The 18,993-nt window shown below is 67.1% G+C and carries 14 protein-coding genes; 4 read left to right on the top strand and 10 right to left on the bottom strand.

All coding sequences use genetic code 11. The annotated features are described in order from the left end of the window. Both QLQ85_RS01385 and tal read right to left on the bottom strand, forming a co-directional pair. Positions 1-1,189: transketolase family protein (locus QLQ85_RS01385; protein WP_282737385.1), on the bottom strand; the 1,189-nt coding region annotated here is incomplete at its 3' end. Between the two features lie 16 nt (positions 1,190-1,205). Further along, positions 1,206-2,165: a transaldolase gene (gene tal, locus QLQ85_RS01380; RefSeq protein WP_282737384.1), complete on the bottom strand. Its 960-nt coding sequence runs from the start codon at positions 2,163-2,165 to the stop codon at positions 1,206-1,208. A 349-nt stretch (positions 2,166-2,514) separates the two neighbouring features. On the opposite strand from tal, the gene rpiB reads away from it, so the two are divergent. Then, the gene (gene rpiB / locus QLQ85_RS01375) at positions 2,515-2,994 is read left to right on the top strand and encodes a ribose 5-phosphate isomerase B (protein WP_282720399.1); all 480 of its coding nucleotides are present in this window, start codon (positions 2,515-2,517) and stop codon (positions 2,992-2,994) included. Positions 2,995-3,062: 68 nt separating this feature from the next. Then, positions 3,063-4,040 carry a sugar-binding transcriptional regulator gene (locus QLQ85_RS01370; RefSeq protein WP_282720398.1) on the top strand — a complete coding sequence of 326 codons (978 nt, stop codon included), beginning with the start codon at positions 3,063-3,065 and terminating at the stop codon, positions 4,038-4,040. Positions 4,041-4,126: 86 nt separating this feature from the next. Here QLQ85_RS01370 and ugpC read toward each other — a convergent pair whose 3' ends face one another. The 3 genes from ugpC to malT form a co-directional block, all read right to left on the bottom strand. Beyond that, positions 4,127-5,242: a sn-glycerol-3-phosphate ABC transporter ATP-binding protein UgpC gene (ugpC, locus tag QLQ85_RS01365; RefSeq protein ID WP_282737383.1), complete on the bottom strand. Its 1,116-nt coding sequence runs from the start codon at positions 5,240-5,242 to the stop codon at positions 4,127-4,129. Beyond that, complete coding sequence (locus QLQ85_RS01360) at positions 5,230-6,906, bottom strand: alpha-glucosidase (protein ID WP_282737382.1); 1,677 nt, start codon at positions 6,904-6,906, stop codon at positions 5,230-5,232. The genes ugpC and QLQ85_RS01360 overlap by 13 nt, the downstream gene beginning before the upstream one ends. A 133-nt stretch (positions 6,907-7,039) precedes the next feature. Beyond that, a complete protein-coding gene (malT, locus tag QLQ85_RS01355; RefSeq protein WP_282737381.1) occupies positions 7,040-9,763 on the bottom strand; it encodes an HTH-type transcriptional regulator MalT in 2,724 nt (907 codons plus the stop codon). 139 nt (positions 9,764-9,902) lie between these two features. Between malT and QLQ85_RS01350 the strand changes: the two genes are divergently transcribed. Then, positions 9,903-10,652, top strand: a complete 750-nt coding sequence (locus QLQ85_RS01350; protein WP_282737380.1) for a trimeric intracellular cation channel family protein — start codon at positions 9,903-9,905, stop codon at positions 10,650-10,652. Then, positions 10,649-11,722, top strand: coding sequence for a DUF3541 domain-containing protein (locus QLQ85_RS01345; RefSeq protein WP_282737379.1), 1,074 nt, complete (start codon positions 10,649-10,651; stop codon positions 11,720-11,722). The genes QLQ85_RS01350 and QLQ85_RS01345 overlap by 4 nt, the downstream gene beginning before the upstream one ends. Here QLQ85_RS01345 and QLQ85_RS01340 read toward each other — a convergent pair. The 5 genes from QLQ85_RS01340 to nhaD form a co-directional block, all read right to left on the bottom strand. After that, entirely contained in the window at positions 11,717-12,523 is an 807-nt protein-coding gene (locus QLQ85_RS01340) for a PEP-CTERM/exosortase system-associated acyltransferase (RefSeq protein WP_282737378.1), read from the bottom strand. The genes QLQ85_RS01345 and QLQ85_RS01340 overlap by 6 nt on opposite strands. Positions 12,524-12,581: 58 nt before the next feature. Further along, the gene (locus tag QLQ85_RS01335; RefSeq protein WP_282737377.1) at positions 12,582-15,419 is read right to left on the bottom strand and encodes a bifunctional diguanylate cyclase/phosphodiesterase; all 2,838 of its coding nucleotides are present in this window, start codon (positions 15,417-15,419) and stop codon (positions 12,582-12,584) included. 45 nt (positions 15,420-15,464) lie between these two features. After that, positions 15,465-16,682 (bottom strand): hypothetical protein, encoded by a 1,218-nt coding sequence (locus QLQ85_RS01330; protein ID WP_282737376.1) that lies wholly within the window; start codon positions 16,680-16,682, stop codon positions 15,465-15,467. Then, complete coding sequence (locus QLQ85_RS01325) at positions 16,651-17,085, bottom strand: hypothetical protein (RefSeq protein WP_282737375.1); 435 nt, start codon at positions 17,083-17,085, stop codon at positions 16,651-16,653. The genes QLQ85_RS01330 and QLQ85_RS01325 overlap by 32 nt, the downstream gene beginning before the upstream one ends. Positions 17,086-17,464: 379 nt before the next feature. Continuing rightward, positions 17,465-18,949 carry a sodium:proton antiporter NhaD gene (nhaD, locus tag QLQ85_RS01320; protein WP_282737374.1) on the bottom strand — a complete coding sequence of 495 codons (1,485 nt, stop codon included), beginning with the start codon at positions 18,947-18,949 and terminating at the stop codon, positions 17,465-17,467. Positions 18,950-18,993 lie beyond the last annotated feature (44 nt).

Genomic DNA, 18,993 nt, shown 5'->3' with positions numbered 1-18,993 from the left:
CGGCGGTGATCGCGCGGGCGCCGTCCCAGAAGGTCAGGTTGGAGGGCGCCAGGTCGGCGCTGCCGCCGAGCAGCTCGGGCAGCTGCGGGCCGAGCTCATTGAGGCAGCCCAGCGAGGCCTTGCGCGAGGCGACGCTCGCGCCCTTGGCCTGGGCCTGCTCGATCAGCGCCTCGCTGGTGATCTCGCTGGGCAGCTGGCCCTTCTGGCGGCGCTGGAACTCGCGGGCCAGCTCGGGGTGCGCCTCGGCGTAGCGGTCGAAGCGCGCCTGCCACTCGGCCTGGCGGGCCTGGCCCTGCTCCTGGGCGTCCCAGCCGCGGTAGATCTCCTCGGGGATGTGGAAGGGGGCGTGGGGCCAGTCGAGTTGCACGCGCGCCGCGGCGACCTCGTCCTCGCCCAGCGCCGCGCCGTGGCACTCCTCCTTGCCCTGCTTGTTGGGGGCACCGAAGCCGATCACGGTCTTGCAGACGATCAGGCTGGGCTTGTCGGCGTGGGTCTTGGCCAGCTCGATGGCGGCCTTGACCGCGTCGGGGTCGTGGCCGTCGACGTTGGGCACCACGTGCCAGCCGTAGGCCGCGAAGCGCTGGGCGGTGTCGTCGGTGAACCAGCCCTCGACCTCGCCGTCGATGGAGATGCCGTTGTCGTCGTAGAAGGTGATCAGCTTGCCGAGCCGCTGGGTGCCGGCCAGCGAGGCGACCTCGTGGGAGATGCCCTCCATCAGGCAGCCGTCGCCGACGAAGCACCAGGTGTGGTGGTCGACGACGGTATGGCCGGGGCGGTTGAACTGGGCGGCCAGGGTGCGCTCGGCGATGGCCATGCCCACGGCGTTGGCGAGCCCCTGGCCGAGCGGGCCGGTGGTGGTCTCGATGCCCGGGGCATAGCCGAACTCGGGGTGGCCGGCGGTCTTCGAATGCAGCTGGCGGAAGTTCTGCAGCTGCTCGAGGTCGAGCTCGTAGCCGGTGAGGTGCAGCAGCGAGTAGAGCAGCATGGAGCCGTGGCCGTTGGAGAGCACGAAGCGGTCACGATCGGGCCAGGCCGGGTCGGCCGGGTTGTGCTTGAGGTAGTCGTTCCACAGCACCTCGGCGATGTCGGCCATGCCCATGGGCGCGCCGGGGTGGCCGGAGTTGGCCTTCTGGACGGCATCCATGGAGAGGGCACGAATGGCATTGGCCAGTTCGAAACGGGATGGCATTGCGATACTCCTGCGGTCAGTGGGCGGCGAGACGCTCGGCGATCAGTGCCTCTAGCTTGTCCTGGTCCTCGGCGAAGCGGCGGATGCCCTCGGCCAGCTTGTCGTTGGCCATGGCGTCCTGGTTGTGGCCCCAGCGGAACGCGGGCTCGCTAAGCGGTGCCGGCCGTGAGCCGCTGGCGGATTCTGGAGTCACCCGGCGCACTACCTCGCCGTCGCTGGCGGCGAGTTCCTCGAGCAGCGCCGGCGAGATGGTCAGCCGCGGGCAACCCGCCAGCGCCAGCACCTGGCCGGTGGTGCGGAAGCTTGCGCCCATCACCACGGTGTCGTAGCCGCCCCGGCTCGCGCGGGCGCAGACGCCGTGCACGAACTGCACGCCCGGGTCCTCGTCCGGGGTGTAGTCGCGCCCGGTTGCCTGCTGGTACCAGTCACTGACCCGACCGACGAAGGGCGAGACCAGGTAGACACCGGCATCGAAGCAGGCCTGGGCCTGGGCGTCGCTGAACAGCAGGGTCAGGTTGCAGTTGATGCCTTCGCGTTCCAGCACCTCGGCGGCGCGGATGCCTTCCCAGGTCGCGGCCAGCTTGATCAGCACCCGATCGCGACCGACACCGCGCTTCTCGTACAGCGCGATCAGCTCGTGGGCCTTGCGGATGCTGGCCTGGGTGTCGAAGGACAGTTTCGCGGCCACCTCGGTGGAGACGCGGCCGGGCACCACCTTGGCGATCTCGCTGCCCATGGCCACGGCGAGGTGGTCCACGGCGTACTCCGCTCGGGCCTGGTGGTCGCCGGTCTCTGCCCGGATCGCCGCCAGTTCCGTATCGATCAGGGGCTGATAGGCGGGGAGCTCGAAGGCCTTGAGGATCAGCGAGGGGTTGGTGGTGGCGTCCTGGGGCCGGTAGCGCCGGATCGCTTCCAGGTCGCCGGTGTCGGCGACCACCAGGGAGTGCTGCTTGAGAGCGTCGAGTCGAGTCGTCATGGCATGGGCTCCTGTGGGAGTGGCGGTGCTGTTCTTATGAACCAATATTGATCATATGTTTGCGATGAGCTTCGCAAAAGTCAAGGCATGATGAAGTGGGCTTCTGAGCCGCAAGGGGGTGGTCCTGTGAGGGGTGCATAGCAGTGCCTCGTATATATGAATGAAATAAAAGGGTTTTTATTATGGGTTGCGTATGGCGAGAAGAGGCTGTCGGGAGAAGGGGATGATGTCTCATTTGAACACAGGCTTTACAAATGAACAGTCGGTGATACTTTGAGAAGGGAGAGCCGAGCGAAGGGGGTTCCTCATCGCTCACTTCCCGTCCTCCTGTTCATAGAGGTGTTGAGACATGTCCAGCAACCCCAAGACCCTCCGCGTGGCCATCGGTGGGGATGAGGCCGCCTTCCAACTCAAGGAGGTGCTGATCGATCACCTGCGCTCCCTGGGGCACGAGGTCGATGATTTCGGTACCTACGATGCCGAGCCGATCCTGTACCCCGATGTGGCGGTCGCGGTGGCGCAGGCGATTGCCGAGGGGCGCTTCGATCGCGGCATCCTGGTCTGTGGCACCGGGATCGGGGTGGCGATTGCGGCGAACAAGGTGCCGGGGATTCGTGCGGCCCAGGCCCACGACACCTATTCCGCGGGCAAGGCCAGGACCAGCAACGATGCCCAGATCGTGACCCTCGGTGCGCGGGTGGTCGGCCCGGAGCTCGCCAAGAGCATCGTCACGACCTTCCTGGACAACGATTTCCCGGGCGGTGCCTCGGCCGCCAAGCTGGCGCGTATCCAGGAATACGAGCGGAGGCTGCCCCGTTCGCGAGTCTGATCACGATGCATGGGGGTGTGCTATCGTGTCCCGCTTGTCGAGAACCCGAGGCTTGTGGGACCCATGTCATGAATGAGCGTGTCGAGAGTGCCGATATCGATCTGATGACCGAAATCGCCACCCTCTACTATGTGGAGGGTGAGACCCAGGAGGTCATCGCCAAGCGGCTGGGGATCTCGCGCGTGCGGGTCGGGCGCCTGCTCAAGCGGGCCCAGGCGGAGGGCATCGTCGATGTACGGGTACGCCAGCACCCCGCCGTCAGTGCCGAGATCGAACGGGAATTGAAACGGCGCTTCGGCATCAAGCGCGCGCTGATCGCGCTGGATCAAGGCGACGCCGATGCCCAGCGTTCGGCGGTGGCCAGCCTGGTGGCGGATCATCTGTCGCGCAGCCTGGTGGAGGGCAGCATCGTCACCGTGGGCATGGGGCGTAATGTCGGCGCGGTCGCCGACAATGTGTTCACCCAGGGCGAACGGCAGTGTTCCTTCGTCTGCGCCATCGGCGGGTCCCAGCGGGCCGGCGAGTACATGAATCCCGACCATATCTGCCGCCGCCTGGCGATGAGGTTCGGCGGCGATAGCGAGACGCTCTACGCCCCCGCCCTGGTGCAGAGCACGGCGCTGCGCGACGAGCTCTACGAGAACCACACGGTCAGGCAGACCCTGGACCGCGCTCGTCGCGCCGACTTCGCGCTGGTCGGCGTCGGCGACCTCAGCGAGGACAGCAACATGGTACGCATGGGCTGGTTCTCTCCCCAGGAGATCGCCGAGGCGCGCCTCTCCGGCACGGTGGGCGACATCATGGGTTGCCACTTCGTCGATATCCATGGCCGACCTTCGGCCACGCCCATGCAGGGGCGCGTGATCGGGCTCGGCCTCACCGATCTGGCGCGCATACCCGATGTCATCGCCATCGCCAGCGAGAATACCAAGGCGGCGGGCATTCTCGGCGCACTGCGCACCGGGGTAGTGGATACCCTGGCCACCAGCGCCACCAATGCGCATACCATACTGCGCCTCGATGAGGCGACGATGGTGGAGCCTTGACGCTCGCAGCGGCTCACTCTCTCACGACAGCGCCCCGGGCTCCATGAGCCCGGGGCGCTGTCGTGGGGGAGTCCTGGCGGCGGGGCTCAGTGGGTCACGCCGGGGATCTGCACCTGGCGTGGGCAGGCGTCGCCATCGGGGCCGAACAGGTGGCAACGCTCACCGGCGAGCCCCAGTGCGATGGCCTGGTCGTCCTCGAGGTGGGTCAGGCCGTCGAGGCGCTGGGTGAGGGTCGCCGCGACGCCGTCGAGACGCAGGTGGGCGAGGGTCTCGTAGCCGAGCTTCTCGGCGACCATCAGCCGCGCCGCCAGGCACACCTCGGCCTGGTCGGGGGCGACGAAGTCCTCGGCGCGCACGCCAAGCGTGGCGCTGTCGCCGGCCCTGAGGCGGGCGCCGTCTACCGCCACGGCCAGGGTGTCGCCGCTCGGCAGGCGCACGGCGGTGCGCTGGCGGCCCGGGTCGACCACCGTGACCGGCAGGGTGTTGATGCGCGGCGAGCCGATGAACTCGGCGACCTCCAGGGTCCTGGGGAAGTGGTAGAGCGACAGCGGGGCGCCGACCTGGGCGATGCGCCCGCGCGAGAGCAGCACGATGCGATCGGCGAGCGTCATGGCTTCGACCTGGTCGTGGGTCACGTAGATCATGGTGGCGCGCAGGCGCCGGTGCAGCTCGGCGATCTGCACCCGCATGTCGACGCGCAGGGCGGCGTCGAGGTTCGAGAGCGGTTCGTCGAACAGGAACACCGCCGGTTCCTTGACCAGGGTGCGGCCGATGGCCACCCGCTGGCGCTGGCCGCCGGAGAGGTCCTTGGGGCGGCGCTCGAGCAGTTCGGTGAGGTGCAGCATCCCGGCGGCATGATCGACGCGCCGGCGGATCTCGGCCTTGTCGGTGCGGGCGAGCTTCAGGCCGAAGGCCATGTTCTCGGCCACGCTCATGTGCGGGTAGAGGGCGTAGGACTGGAACACCATGCCGATGTCCCGCTCCTGGGGCGGGATCTCGTTGATGCGCTCGCCGTTCAGGCACATCTCGCCGCGGGTGATGTCCTCGAGCCCGGCGATCATGCGCAGCAGGGTCGACTTGCCGCAGCCCGAGGGGCCGACGAAGACCACGAATTCGCCATCCTCGATGGTCAGGTCGATGTCCCGCGAGATCTCGACCCCGTCGTAGTCCTTGCCGATGCCTTCCAGTGTCAGACGGCCCATGTGGTGTCCTCCTCTGCGGATTGCGCGCAGCGCGCGATGGCGATGCCGTAGGGTGGCAGCGTCAACTGGCCATCGGCCCAGCGGCCGTTGACCAGGGCGGGCGCCGCCTCCAGTGCCGCGGCGGATGCCGGGGCCGGGAGCGTGCGGGCCTCGCCCGAGAAGTTGAGCGCCACCAGCAGGCGCTGGTCGCCATGGGTGCGCTCCAGGCACAGCACCTCGTCGCGTACCGGGTGGTAGCGCACCGCCCCCTTGACCAGCGCCGGCAGCTCGCGGCGGAACGCCAGGAAGGCGCGGTAGGCGTTGAGCAGCGACGCGGGGTCGTCGTCCTGCCGGTCCACCGCCAGGCCCAGGTGCTCATCGGGCACCGGCAGCCAGGGCGTCGCGCCGGAGAAGCCGCCATGGCGGGCATCGGCCTGCCACGGCATGGGCGTGCGACAGCCATCGCGGCCCTTGTAGGACGGCCAGAAGGTGATCCCGGCGGGGTCGACGAGCTGTTCGAAGGAAAGCGACGCCTCGGTGAGGCCCAGCTCCTCGCCCTGGTAGAGGCAGACGCTGCCGCGCTGGGTGAGCAGGAAGGCCAGGTAGAGGCGCAGGGCGGCCTGGTCGCCCTCGGCCTGCCAGCGGGTGGCGAGACGCGTCACGTCGTGGTTGCCCAGCGCCCAGCACGGCCAGCCGTCGCCGATGCGCGCCTCCATCTCGGAGAGGGTCTCGTGCAGGTAATGCGGGTCGGCGGCCTCGGTCAGCAGGTTGAAGGAGTAGCACATGTGCAGGCGATTGCCGCCCCGGGTGTAGTCGGCCATCACCCCCAGGGAGTCGTCGTCGCCGACCTCGCCGACGCTGGTGGTGCCGGGATACTCGTCGAGCAGGGCGCGCAGCCGTTCCAGGAAGAGCAGGTTCTCGGGTTGGGTCTTGTCGTGGAGGTGCCGCTGGAACCCGTAGGGATTGTCCGGGCGCACGCCGATGGCGCCTTCCTCGATCAGCGGCGAGGGCGGGTTGTCCTCGAGCGCCCCATGGGTGCAGAAGTTGACCGCATCGAGGCGGAAGCCGTCGACGCCGCGCTCCAGCCAGAAGCGCACCTCGCCGAGGATCGCCTCGACGACGTCGGGGTGGCGGAAGTTGAGGTCCGGCTGCTCGACCAGGAAGTTGTGCAGGTAGTACTGGCAGCGGCGGGTGTCCCACTGCCAAGCGCTGCCACCGAACACCGACTGCCAGTTGGTCGGCGGCGAGCCGTCGGGGCGCGCGTCGGCCCACACGTACCAGTCGGCGCGGGGATTGTCGCGGCTCGCCCGGCTCTCCTCGAACCAGGGGTGCTGGTCGGAGGTGTGGGAGAGCACCTGGTCGATGGTCACCTTGAGGCCGCGGGCGTGGGCGGCCTCCACCAGGCGGTCGAAATCCTCCAGGGTGCCGAACATCGGATCGACGCCCCGGTAGTCGCTGACGTCGTAGCCGAAGTCCTTCATCGGCGAGGTGAAGAAGGGCGACAGCCAGATGGCGTCGACGTTGAGCGAGGCGATGTAGTCGAGCCTGTCGATCACGCCTTGCAGGTCGCCGATGCCATCGCCGCTCGCATCCATGAAGCTGCGCGGGTAGATCTGGTAGATCACCGCGCCGCGCCACCAGTCGGCGCCGTGCTTGCCGAAATAGGGGGAAGTCTCTGTGGTCATGCACCTTGTCCTTGTCGTGGGTCCCGCGCGGGCGTGAGCCGCAGGAAAAAACGTCCAGGAGCATGGTGGCGGCAGTGTCGGGCAGGGACATCCTCCCGCAGGGAGGAGGGACGGCGTAGAGGGGGGGAGGAGTCTACTCCCCCTGGATGTGCGCGAGCAGGTCGCCGGCCAGGGCGATGGCTTCCTCGCGGCGGCGGATGTTCTGCTTCTGGTAGAGGCTCCTGATATGGGTCTTGATGGTGGTCGGGGCCACCGCGAGCTGCTCGGCGATCTGCTCGTTGGAGAGCCCGGCATGGATCAGGCCGAGGATCTGCCACTCGCGGCGGGTCAGCGGCGAGGTGCGGATCAGCTCGGGGACGTCGGGGCGCGAGACGATGTCGGCGATCACCGATTCGTCGAGCATCAGCCTGACGCCGCGGCCGAAGTCGCGCTGGCGGCCGGCCAGTTCGACGAGCCGCCGCGCCCGGGCCTGGGCCAGGTCGTCGAGCCGGTCGGTCGCCAGCAGGGCCGGCAGCATCTCGCCGAGGGGGCGGCCGAGGCGCAGGAAGCTGCCGATCAGGGCCGTGCGGGAGGCGAGCTCCAGGGCCTGGGCGAGATGCTCCAGCGCCGCCTCGTGCCGGCCGCGCTGCCACTCCAGGGCGGCCAGGCAGAGCCGGTTGCGGTTGGCGTCGGTGACCAGGCCGAGGCGTTCGGTCTGCGCCTCGAGAGTTGTCAGCAGGGCGTGGGCCTCGTCATGCCGGCCGAGCAGGGTCAGGGCGCGGGCATGGTTGCGCAGGTTGCACTGGGCGAAGTGGTTGCTGGCCGTCGCCGGGTCGCCCGGCGGGGCCTCCTGCCACCAGCGGGCCACGGCGTCGAGGTCCTCGGTGGACTGCCACCAGGCGAGCAGGGTGGCGTGGGCATTGGCCAGCCAGTCGATGTGGTAGTCGCCCTCGGCGAGGATCTTGCGCAGGCGGCGGATATGGTCGGCGCACTGGGCCTGGTCGCCACGGGCCTGGGCCACCTTGGCCAGGCTGATGTGGCACTGCAGGCTCCAGCGCTCGCCCTGGTTGTCGAGCACGGCGATGCCCTTCAGCGCCGCCTGCTCGGATTCGTCCAGCCGGTGCCACTCCCACAGCAGCTGGCTGCGAATGCGGTAGAGGAACTCCGAGACCGGCAGGCGATCCAGCCCGCTGCGCTCGACGTGGGCGATGGCCCGCTCCTGGATGTCGTAGGCGGCCTGCAATCGCCCCTGGGCGACCAGGGTCTCGGACTGGTGGCAGAGCGACCAGAGCCGTAGCTGATCGTCGCCGATGCGCCCCGCCTCGCGTTCCACCTCGGCGATGCGCTCGAGGGACTCGGCGAGATGCCCCTGCACGAAGCGCGACTCGGCCAGGATCGCCGCCGCCGAGGTTGGCGTGGCCGCGAGATAGCGGGCGGGGCGGGTCAGTGCCTGCTCGGCCAGGGGGGCGGCCCGCTCGGCGTCGCCCTGGTTGATGGCCAACTGGGCGCGCAGGGTGGCGAACTCGGCGGCGAGCTCCTGCCACGCCGGCGTCTCGAGCTGGGCCTCTATCCAGTCGATGGCCTGGCGGGTGCGCGAGAACTGGTACTGGGCGTGGGTGACCCAGCCGTGCAGCAGCGTCAGGCGTGGCGAGGCGGCGATGCACGTGTCGCCAAGGCTCGCCAGTGCCCGGGCCATCAGCGAGAAGTGGCCGTTGGCCAGCAGGTGCGGGCCGTGTCCCTCGAGCAGGGCGGCCAGTGCGGCAGGGTCGTTCGCCTCGATGGCCTGGCCCAGGGCCATGGCGGGGGCGTTCAGCGCCAGCCAGGCCTGGCTGGCTCGCCGGTGTAACCGACACTGGGTTTCCGGGCTCAACTCGTCGCGGCGATGGCGCAGGTAGCCGGCGAACAATCGGTGGAAGCGAAACCACTGATCATGGGGGTCGAGGCGCTGCAGGAACAGGCCCTGCCGTTCCAGGGCCTCGAGGCGCTGGAAGATCCGCTCGCCCTCGACCAGGCGAGCCACCAGGGCCGGCGAGAAGCGCTCGAGCACGCCGAGCTGGAGCAGCAGCCGGCGCTCCGGTTCGTCGAGGGTCTGTTGCAGCAGGTCGTCGAACCAGGCCACGAAGTCGGGGTGGGCGCCATCGAGACGGTCGACGAGGCTGTCGAAGCCGGCCCGGGTGGTGGTGCGCTCGATCAGCCAGGCCAGCGCCATGACCCAGCCCTCGGTACGCCGCAGGGCGCGTTCGAGGCTGACCCGGGTGGGCGGGAAGCTGAGCTGCTCGGCGCACAGAGTCTGGGCCTCCTCCAGGTCGAAGGCCAGGTCCGACAGGCCGATCTCCTCGAGTTCGCCGCGCAGGCGCAGGGCGGGGAGGCCCAGCGCCGGACGGGTGCGCGAGACCAGCGTCAGCGTCAGCCAGGTCGGCTGGTGGCGCAGCCAGTAGCTGAGCCCGGCGAGGATCTCGGGGTGCGAGAGGTGCTCGAACTCGTCGATTACCAGCCGGCAGGGCTCGGCGGCGTCGGGCAGTGCGGTGAGCCAGGCCTCCACGGTATCACTGAAGCCCCGGCCGTCGTGGGGCGCGAAGGCACTGGCCAATGGCTCACAGGCCGGTGAATCGCCACAGAGCGCCGCCAGGGCGGCATGAAAGTAGCCGGCAAAGCGCGCCGGATCGTCGTCGCGCTCGTCCAGTCGCAGCCAGGCGGCCCCCTGCTCCAGGGCCGGCAGGCGTTCGGCCACGAGCGTGCTCTTGCCGTAACCGGGCGGCGCCTGCACCACCAGCACGCGGATGTGCTCGTCGAGCACGAAACGGTCATTGAGGCGCGGACGGGCCACCAGCGACAGTGGCAGGGGTGGCGGCGCGAGCTTTTCCTGGATCAGTGGCATCGGGCTCGGGTCATGGGGGGAACATGGCACTCCAGTATGCCCGAGTGGCTCCGAGCTGCGGGCGGGTTACGACGAAGGTCAAAGGCAAGTCGCCGGTAATGCGCTATGCTGCCGCCCATGTCGTAAGGGAGGGTGTGATGTGACAGGGATAGTCTACTGGCTGGACATGGCAGGGGTGATCGTCTTCGCGCTGTCGGGGGTGATCCTCGCCTGCCGCTCGCGCATGGATCCCTTCGGCATGCTGGTGCTGGCGGCGGTGACCGGCATTGGCGGCGGCACCCTGCGTGACCTGGTGCTGGGGGGCCGGCCGGTATTCTGGGTCTCTGACCCGACCTATCTCTGGGTGATCCTGGGCACGGTGGGGCTGTCGATTCTGGGATTTCACTATATCCACCGCCTGTCGCGGGTCTTCCTGTCGGTGGCCGATGCCTTCGGCCTGGCCCTGTTCACCGTGATCGGCACCCACGAGGCATTGCTGCTCGAGGCCCCCGGCGTGGTGGCGGTGCTGATGGGGCTGTTGACCGGAGTGGCCGGCGGCATGGTGCGCGACGTGCTGGCGCGCCGAGTGCCCATGGTGTTGCGCCAGGAGATCTATGCCACGGCCTCCATCGCCGGTGGCGTGACCTACGTGATGCTCGAGGCGCTGGGCAGCCCCGTTGCGATGACCATCGCCCTGGCCCTCGGGGTCACGCTCTGCCTGCGCCTGGCGGCCATCTACTGGCGGCTGACCCTGCCGGTCTTCGCCTGGGTAGTCATCCCGCCGTCCCCCGGCAGGGGCCATCCCCAAGGCGAGCCCCCTGACCGGCCGCCGCCGACCGCCAGGCCCAAGGTGAGGGTCCGGCTGATTCGCCCGGGGCAGTCGAAGCGCAAGTCGAGACCCCGGTCATGACCATCCAGGCATCACGACGAGGTTCCCCGCTCCTGCGCTGGGCATGGCTCGGTCTGCTGACACTGCTGGTCGGTTGCGCCGGCTTCGCGCCGGAGCTTGAACGCGAGCGTCACCGTCAGGCGGGGCTCGCCATCCAGGCCGTCTACGAGGCGGCGCTGCCCGAATTGCCGCCGGGCAAGCAACGCCACTATGCCCAGCGGCTCTATCGCCTCACCGGCGATGACCGCTACCTCGAGCTCAACCGCGAGTATGGTCGGCGCCTGATGCGGCAGCTCGACGAGGAGATCGCCGGGCTGGCGGAGCCCGGTCATGCCGCCGCGCGCAGCCGCGAGATCGTCGAGGGGTATCCGCAGCGCACCGCCAAGCGGCGGGCCAGGCGGGAAATGCTGGCCGACCGGGGGGAGATCGCCTTCGCCAGGCAACTGCTCTTTCGTCTGGTCCAGGCCGATTACCATGGCCTCCTGCCGGAAATCGAGAACCTGGAGCGGGCACGGGAATATCTCGCCGGGGTCGACTGGCGGGCCTTTTTCGTCGATCCGGAGGTCATGCGCATCTATGCGGCGCAGGTGGCCAACCAGGTGATGTTCCTGCAGCAGCTCGGCATCGTCGACCTGCGTCGCGAGGTGGTCGACGCCTTCCGGCGCCAGTACCCGGCGGGGAGTGCCGAGCAGCTGAGCGAGGAGGAGTACCTCAACAGGCTATACGGCATGACCCACTTCGTGATCGCCGCGAGCCGCTACTACCAGCAGCGCGTGGATGCCGAGGAGTTCGCCTGGATACTGGAGGCGTTCGAGCGAGAGATCGAGGATATCCTGGCCCGGGCCACCGAGGATATTCAGGCCGAGGTTGCCCTCAGCTTCCTGCTGGCCGGACGGGAGGATCACCCCGTGGTGGGGCGGGTCCGGGATGCACTAGCGGCCGCCGTGGATCCCGCGGCGGGCATGATTCCTTCCCCCTCGGGCGGCACCGACCTGGCACGGGGCGAGCATCGCAATGTGTTGGCCATCATGGTGTTGCGCTGGCCGGGAATGCTCTACCCGGGCCCGGACCTGTTCCCGGCGGGGTCATGACGTTGTCGTCGCGAGCCTGCGGTGAGGCATGGCGGCCGCGAGTTGAGGAGCCAGCTGCTGCTTGATGTGTCGATAAAGCGGCTTCAATTCTTCATGCATCTCGGCCTCGGCCTGTTGCTGGTCGATGTAGAATGCCGCCCGCGGGCCATGGTAATCGATCAGGTCGCCGACTCTCTGGAATTTCAGCCCTGATATCTTCAGGAGTCTCGCAAATCGTGGCTCCATCATGGCGAACACATGTTGCCTTTTCGCCATTCCCACGATGGCTGTTGCCGCAAAAAACAGGCTCAGCCCTACCGGTAGGGAGCGATGCTCGACCTCCAGGTCATGAATGTCCTTTTCCTTGACGCCTGCGATATTGCTTCTGCTCTTCCGGAAAGAAGGGTGTACCGCGAGCCTGGAAACTTCGCAGATGCTCTCCTTGGGGAAGCAGTCGGGGTGTAGCGAGGGGTGCGTCAGGCTCTGCCCCCCGTAGGTGAGCAGAGGCAGCTTGCGGTTCGAGAAGTTGCCGCGGACCGGTATCAGGACGACACGCATGCATCCCACCGTCAACCCTGTCCGATTGTGTTCGACCACGCAGTGAATGGCGCTGTCGTCGAAGGCGTCATATTCAAGCTGACGCTCGGCATCCGTGGGTGGCTCATAGTGCAACTCTGCACAGTAGACATCATGGCGCAAATGAAAGGCACGGCGCTTTTCCTGTTCATTGCAGGGTAGCTTGAAGCTGAATTCGTTTCTAAAACTCTCGAACAGCTCCGTTATCGATCTTTCGTTTCCAGGCGATGAGGAGGCGGAGGTCATGCAGTGATTCCCTTGCGTCATGGTCGTATCAGAAACTAGTGTTCTTGAAAATCTTATATTAGCTTCTTTTGGACAGTATGCCGAAGGCCTCTTCGAGGGCAATGGGCCTGCCGAGATGAAAGCCCTGCCCATAGGAGATGCCGTACGACTGCAGAATCGGCAACAGGGCTTCCTGATCGACGAATTCGGCGATGGCCTGCTTGCCGAAGCCGCTGGCGATATCGGCGATCGCCTTCACGATGACTCGACTGTCGGCACTGACCGGCAGGCTGCGAATGAAGCTTCCGTCGATCTTGATGTAGTCCACCGGCAACTGCCCCAGGTAGTGGAAGCTGCTGAAGCCGACGCCGAAATCATCCAGGGCGGTACGACAACCGAGATCGCGCATGGCCTGCAGTACCCCGCGTGCGGTGGAAAAGTCGGTCACGGCGGCGGTCTCGGTGACCTCGAGTATCAGGTAGTTCGGATCGGCGCCGCTGGCATTGAGCTCGTCGGCGAGGAACTGCTTCATGCCGTCATCGTGGAGGGACTGGCCCGAGAGGTTGATCGCCAGGCTGATGCCCTTCTCCTGCAGGTGTCTCAGGACCTGCAGGCTGTGGCGAAGTACCCAGCGGTCGATCTGGACGATCTGGCCGCTGCGTTCCGCCAGCGGGATGAAGCGGCCGGGCGAGATCAGGCCGCCATCGGCATCGCGCATGCGCAGCAGCACCTCGTAGTGGCGTATGTCCCCGTCCTCCAGGCGCATGATGGGTTGCACCATCAGTTCGAAATCGTCGTCCTTGAGTGCCTTGCGGACACGCTCGACCCAGTAGACGCGCTCCTGCAACTCGTCCTTGGCATTCTCGAGAGGGGAGAGCAGGTGCCAGCGCTGGATGCCGTCCCCCTTGGCCTTGTACATGGCCACATCGGCGTTGGCCATCAGATCGGTGGGGTTGTCGCCGAGAGCCGGGAACAGGGCGATGCCGGTACTGGCAACGACGCGGTGGCGGCGCCCGCCGGCATCGAAGCCGATGGACTCGAGCAGGTGGGTGATCTGCTGGGCGACACGCACGGCCTGCTCGGCATCGGCGCCTTCCAGCAGCAGCGCGAACTCGTCCCCCCCCAGCCGCGCTATCACCCCGCGGTGACCCAGCTCCTGGAAGAGCGTGTCGGCGACCTTGCGCAGCAGGCGGTCCCCTGCCTGGTGGCCGCTCAGCTCGTTGACGTCCTTGAACTGATCGAGGTCCATCAGCAGCACGGCGCCGCTCTGGCCCTGTTGCAGGGCACTGCCGAGGGCTTCCTGGAAATAACGGCGGTTGTAGAGCTCGGTCAGGGCATCGCGCTCGGCGAGCCAGGTCAGCCGTGCCTCCGCGGCCTTGCGTTCGGTGATGTCGAGTCCGACCGAGATGCGCGCGGGGGTGCCGTCGTTGCCGGTTGGCAAGGGAGCATGGTACCAGGCGATGGTTCGGTGCCGGCCTTCCGTCGTCACCAGGGTGCGCTCTTCCTGATGCGGAACGGCGAGACCCGTGGTGCCGATGGACGGGGCCGAGAAGACATCGTCGAAGTGGCGGCCCAGCAACTTCTCTTCCCGTATGGCCATCACGGACAAGGCGTAGTCGTTGACCAGGCTGATCCGCCCATGCTCGTCCTGGGTGACGATGAAGACCCGGGCGGTGTCCAGCAGGCTGCCGACGAAGTCCCGCTCGCGGGCCAGCTCCTCGACCCGTTCGGCCAGCTGTTCGCCGCGGGCGCTGACCTCCTGCTCGAGGGTCTCCAGCTGACTCGAGAGCTCGAGAGTGGTGCCTTCCAGTACGTCGATCTCGTCGGTGAGCCGGCGTCTGGGGGGGGGGATGGCGGCTCGTGCCTCGGCGAAGCCGCCATGGGCGAGCACCGGCAGTACCCCGGCGAGGCGCCGCAGCCTCGCCATGGGGCTCAGCAGGATGGCCAGCAGCAGCAGTTCGGCGGCCAGCCAGCCGCCCAGGCCGACGAGCATCAGGGTGCGGGTATCCTGGTTGATGGCTCCGATCTGGGAGCTGATGTCCGAGGCCATCAGGAAGTAGCCCGTGCTGCGGCGGTCACCATCCTCCTCCATGCGCACCGCGCTGAGTTCGATGTCGCGTCCGCGGTAGCGAAGCTGCAGCGGGCCCTGCACGAGGTCCTGCATCGCCGCCTGCTGCGAGGCGGTTCTCAACAGCGCGAGGTTCTCTTCCTTCCGGGTCAGGGCCACCAGGTAGCCGTTCCATGCCTCCAGGTGGCGCTCGGCGTCCAGTCGATCGTCTGCGGCCATGGGGCCGGTGACCAGCAGGGCGACGTCGCTGCCGGACACCTGCTGTGCCTGGCGCGTCACGTCGGCCAGCGAGCGCGACAGGACCACCGTGCCGACGCTCTGGCCTTCGACCAGCACGGGTACCGCGGCATACTGTCGGCAATCGGTCGAGCAGCGCAGGGCCGTCAGGGGGACCTCGGTGTCCATGACCCGGCGGACCCAGGTCTGGATCGGGCGCGTATCCTGTGCCTGGCCGTCTCCCCAGTCGGCCAGTTGCTCCCCTTGTGCATCGAAGACGAGTATCTCGTCGATACCGGCCTCGAGCTGCAGGGTCGGCCACTGGGGACGCAGGGAGGCGAGGATGTCGTCCCGGTGGCGCAGTTCCAGGGCGGGCCCGAGCCGTGGAGAGGCGGCTGTCAGGGCGGCCAACTGTTGCAGGGCGCCCTCCGAGCGTTGCAGGGCGAGGAGGATCTCGCGCATCTGGCGTTCGTTGTGCTCGTCGCGGCTCTCCTGGAACTGTCGTGTCAGGTTGGCATGGCCGAGCCACGAGAACAGCACCACCAGGCCCAGCAGCAGCAGGCTGCTCAGCGCAATGACCCGCCAGGTCAGGCTCAGGCGATGGCGTGTCTCATGGGCTTTCTTGGCGCTCATCCAGCATGTCCCGGGCCGGTGGAGGGGAGCCGCGAGTCCGGCGCGTCAGAAGCGGAGCGAAAGCTGGAACAGCAGCATGTTCCAGCGGCGGCTGGTCTCGCTCGAGTCGGCGTTGTCCTGGTTGGGCAGCCAGCCGGTACCGTCGATATGATGGTATTCAGCCGCCAGCAGCACCCGGGGATTGATGTTCCACTGCAGTCCCAGGGTGATGTCATTGGCGAACTGGGAGTGAGCGGGACCGGCACCGCTGGCCGCGAAGGCCTTGCCGGAACGGTCGTCCCGGTTGCTGGTCAGGCTGTCATAGCGCACCAGCCACTGCCAGTCGTCATGGAAGCGGCGGGTATATTGCACATACCAGCTCTCGCCCGTCACATCGAAGTTGAACCTGGGATCGTTGAAGTTCTCGAGCCCTGAATTTCGCAGGGCGAACTCGCCGGTGAGGCTCCAGAGCTCTTCGTTGTATTGCAGCGACAGGATCCAGGGGCGGAAATAGAAATCCCCGTTGCTGAGGCCCGGCGTGCGGGAGGTAAAGCGGGCATTGGCGCTGGCGGTGGTGAGCGCGGCCACGAAACGGCCGCCGTCATGTTCATAACGAACCTGGGCTATCGCCGAGGTCTTGGGTTCCAGCTTGCCGGGAACGGTATCCAGCCGGAGAGTCTGCCGCAGGTCATTGCCGGTTTGCGTATCCCCGATACCGATGTGTGCCCGAATGTTTCCCGTGGGCAGTCGCTCTTCCATGTAGGCGGACACGCCATCTGCGGCCAGCCCGAGCGATCGGGTGCGGTCGAAGTAGATCGATTGCGGGAGCAGGATGCTCGGGCGGGTGAAGGCCACGTCCCGGGTCTGGTTATAGAAGCCGAACGGGTTCTTGAAGCGGCCGACCTGAACGCCCAGGCTGCGCTGCTGGTTGGAGAGCATCTGGTAGTCGACGATGCCGTAGTCCAGCACGGGCTTGGCGTCACTGCCGTCGCCACCGGCGCGGCGACTCAGCACCTGGGCGGCGATCAGCACGTCCTGATGGGGGCGGATCGACGCGTTGGCGCCGATCTCGGTGTACTTGAGGCTACCGCTGTCGCTGCTGCTGGGGCCGAAGAAGTTGTTGCGATCGGTGATCACCAGGGCCTGGCTGAGAAAGCCATGCATCTGCAGGGTATCGAGTACAGGGGATTCGGCCCGGGCCTGCGTGCCGGTTACCAGCAGCAGGCCGCCGAGCAGCATGCCGGCGCAGGCCTCAGTCCATCGTAATGACTTGGACACGATCATCCAGGTACTCCCTTTCCAGATAGCCCAGGGCACCAGGGGTGCTGGCGATGCGCTCGCGCATCTCGACCTGGGTGGTAACGCGGTTGGGCGCCTGGCCGGTGCCCGAGAAAACCATGCGATCCCAGGCCAGCTGCAGTTGGTGTGGGTAGACTGCCAATTGTTCCTTGGCGAAGCGTGCGTGCACCGGATGGTCATTGGGCAAGACGAAGACTCGCACGGCCTGGCCATCGGGCCAGGTGCGCTGGCGCATGGCGAAGATGGCGCGGGTGGTGTCGCGGGTCAGTTGCCGGGTATCGACCCCGGCATGAGCCACGAGCAGCACGGGGGGCTCCGCGGCCTCAGCCGCGGAAAGGCCCGCCAGCATCAGCAGGGCCCACAGCAGGCTGCGTATCAGCCGTACCATGGGCCAGACTCGCCGTCTGCCGGTGGGCGATAGGTTGCCGCTACGGCAGAGCGGTTCAGGACGAGGAGCTGCATCGCGTGGAGAGTTCCCTTTGTCTGCCAAGCGTCAAGTGCATGCATGGTGCGGCCGTGATCCGCACTTCGGTTGTGAATGAGTCGATGACCCTGCCCCCCTGCCATCCGTGTCGAGCATGTTGCCCGAGTTCTTGTTGGTATGCCGGGGAAATCACCGGTAGATCAGCGGACTACCCGGACCCGGCTGTGCCTTTTCGAGCCACCATAACCCGATAGGCTACATCACTGGAAGGCAATGTAGGGTTTTTTGCTTCAACGTCGCACGAACGGGAGGACCCGGCGGCGGAGCGCCGCCGGGCGGGAGGTCAGCCGTAGACGGCGAAACTGCCGGCATTCAACCATAGGTGAGTGACGACACTGGCGACGTAGCCGAGTGCGATCACCGGCGCCCAGCGGAGGTGGCCCATGAAGGTATAGTTGCCGCGGGCCTGGCCCATCAGCGCCACGCCGGCGGCGGAGCCGATGGAGAGCAGGCTGCCGCCGACGCCGGCGGTCAGCGTGATCAGCAGCCAGTGACCGTGGGACATGTCGGGTTGCATGGTGAGCACGGCGAACATCACCGGGATGTTGTCGATGACCGCCGAGATTACCCCCAGGGCGATATTGGCCCAGGTGGCGTCCCAGCCGGTGTAGAGGGCCTCGGAGAGCAGGCCCAGGTAGCCCATGAAACCGAGGCCACCGACGCACATCACCACGCCGTAGAAGAACAGCAGGGTGTCCCACTCGGCGCGGGCCACGCGGTTGAACACATCGAAGGGCACCACGCTGCCCAGGCTCTCGAGCTTCTTCCAGTCGCCGCGCTGGCTGTAGCGGGTGCGCTTCTTCTCCAGCGAGCGGGGCAGGGTGCGGCGCAGGAAGAAGCCGAAGAACTGCAGGTAGCCCAGGCCCGTCATCATGCCCAGCACCGGCGGCAGGTGCAGCAGGGTGTGGCAGGCCACGGCGGTGGCCACGGTGAGCAGGAACAGCAGGATGATGCGACGGGCGCCGCGCTTGAGCCAGACGTCTTCCTGGACCGAGTCCGGCTTGCGGTTCTTGATGAAGGCACTCATCACCACGGCCGGGATCAGGTAGTTGACCAGCGACGGGACCAGCAGCTCGAAGAACTCGTAGAACTTGATCAGCCCGGCCTGCCAGACCATCAGGGTGGTGATGTCGCCGAAGGGGCTGAAGGCGCCGCCGGCATTGGCCGCCACCACGATGTTGATGCAGGCCAGGTTGATGAAGCGCTTGTCGCCCTCGGCCACCTTGGTCACCACGGCACACATCAGCAGCGCGGTGGTCAGGTTGTCGGCGATCGGCGAGATCATGAAGGCCAGCACGCCGGTGATCCAGAACAGCGCACGGTAGCTGAAGCCCTTGCGCACCAGCCAGGAGCGCAGGGCGTCGAATACCCGGCGCTCCTCCATGGCGTTGATGTAGGTCATCGCCACCAGCAGGAAGAGCATCAGCTCGGTGAACTCGAGCAGGGTCTCGCGGAAGGCGTGTTCGGAATCGGCAGACATGCCGTTCTGTACATAGACCCAGCCGATCAGCGACCAGATGATGCCGGCGGCGACCAGTACCGGCTTGGACTTGCGCATGTGGATCTTTTCCTCGGCCATCACCAGGGCATAGGCGAGGACGAAGATGGCGACGGCAAGGAAGCCGACCGAGGTAGTGGTCAGGTCCAGCTCGCCGGTCACCGCATGGGCGAAGGGACTGAACAGCAGGGCCAGAACGGCGAGAACGAGGGTGCCCGACCACCAGGCGGGTCGCCGGGGCCTTTGTCGTGAATTGCAGGTTGTCAGCATGGCTGAAATATCCTGAGCAAGGAGGAAGGAAGGGTCAGAAAGTC

Source organism: Halomonas kalidii (assembly GCF_030010475.1).
GTDB lineage: Bacteria > Pseudomonadota > Gammaproteobacteria > Pseudomonadales > Halomonadaceae > Halomonas > Halomonas heilongjiangensis.
The sequence above is the reverse complement of the archived record's forward strand: the minus strand, read 5'-3'. Positions and strand labels throughout refer to the sequence as shown.

Bases quoted from the DNA above. Each gene is read 5' to 3' on its own strand.
- nhaD (WP_282737374.1), bottom strand. From the start codon at position 18,949: ATGCTGACAACCTGCAATTCACGACAAAGGCCCCGGCGACCCGCCTGG.
- QLQ85_RS01330 (WP_282737376.1), bottom strand. From the start codon at position 16,682: ATGATCGTGTCCAAGTCATTACGATGGACTGAGGCCTGCGCCGGCATG.
- malT (WP_282737381.1), bottom strand. From the start codon at position 9,763: ATGCCACTGATCCAGGAAAAGCTCGCGCCGCCACCCCTGCCACTGTCG.
- rpiB (WP_282720399.1), top strand. From the start codon at position 2,515: ATGTCCAGCAACCCCAAGACCCTCCGCGTGGCCATCGGTGGGGATGAG.
- QLQ85_RS01370 (WP_282720398.1), top strand. From the start codon at position 3,063: ATGAATGAGCGTGTCGAGAGTGCCGATATCGATCTGATGACCGAAATC.
- ugpC (WP_282737383.1), bottom strand. From the start codon at position 5,242: ATGGGCCGTCTGACACTGGAAGGCATCGGCAAGGACTACGACGGGGTC.
- QLQ85_RS01340 (WP_282737378.1), bottom strand. From the start codon at position 12,523: ATGACCTCCGCCTCCTCATCGCCTGGAAACGAAAGATCGATAACGGAG.
- QLQ85_RS01335 (WP_282737377.1), bottom strand. From the start codon at position 15,419: ATGAGCGCCAAGAAAGCCCATGAGACACGCCATCGCCTGAGCCTGACC.
- QLQ85_RS01345 (WP_282737379.1), top strand. From the start codon at position 10,649: ATGACCATCCAGGCATCACGACGAGGTTCCCCGCTCCTGCGCTGGGCA.
- tal (WP_282737384.1), bottom strand. From the start codon at position 2,165: ATGACGACTCGACTCGACGCTCTCAAGCAGCACTCCCTGGTGGTCGCC.
- QLQ85_RS01325 (WP_282737375.1), bottom strand. From the start codon at position 17,085: ATGGTACGGCTGATACGCAGCCTGCTGTGGGCCCTGCTGATGCTGGCG.
- QLQ85_RS01360 (WP_282737382.1), bottom strand. From the start codon at position 6,906: ATGACCACAGAGACTTCCCCCTATTTCGGCAAGCACGGCGCCGACTGG.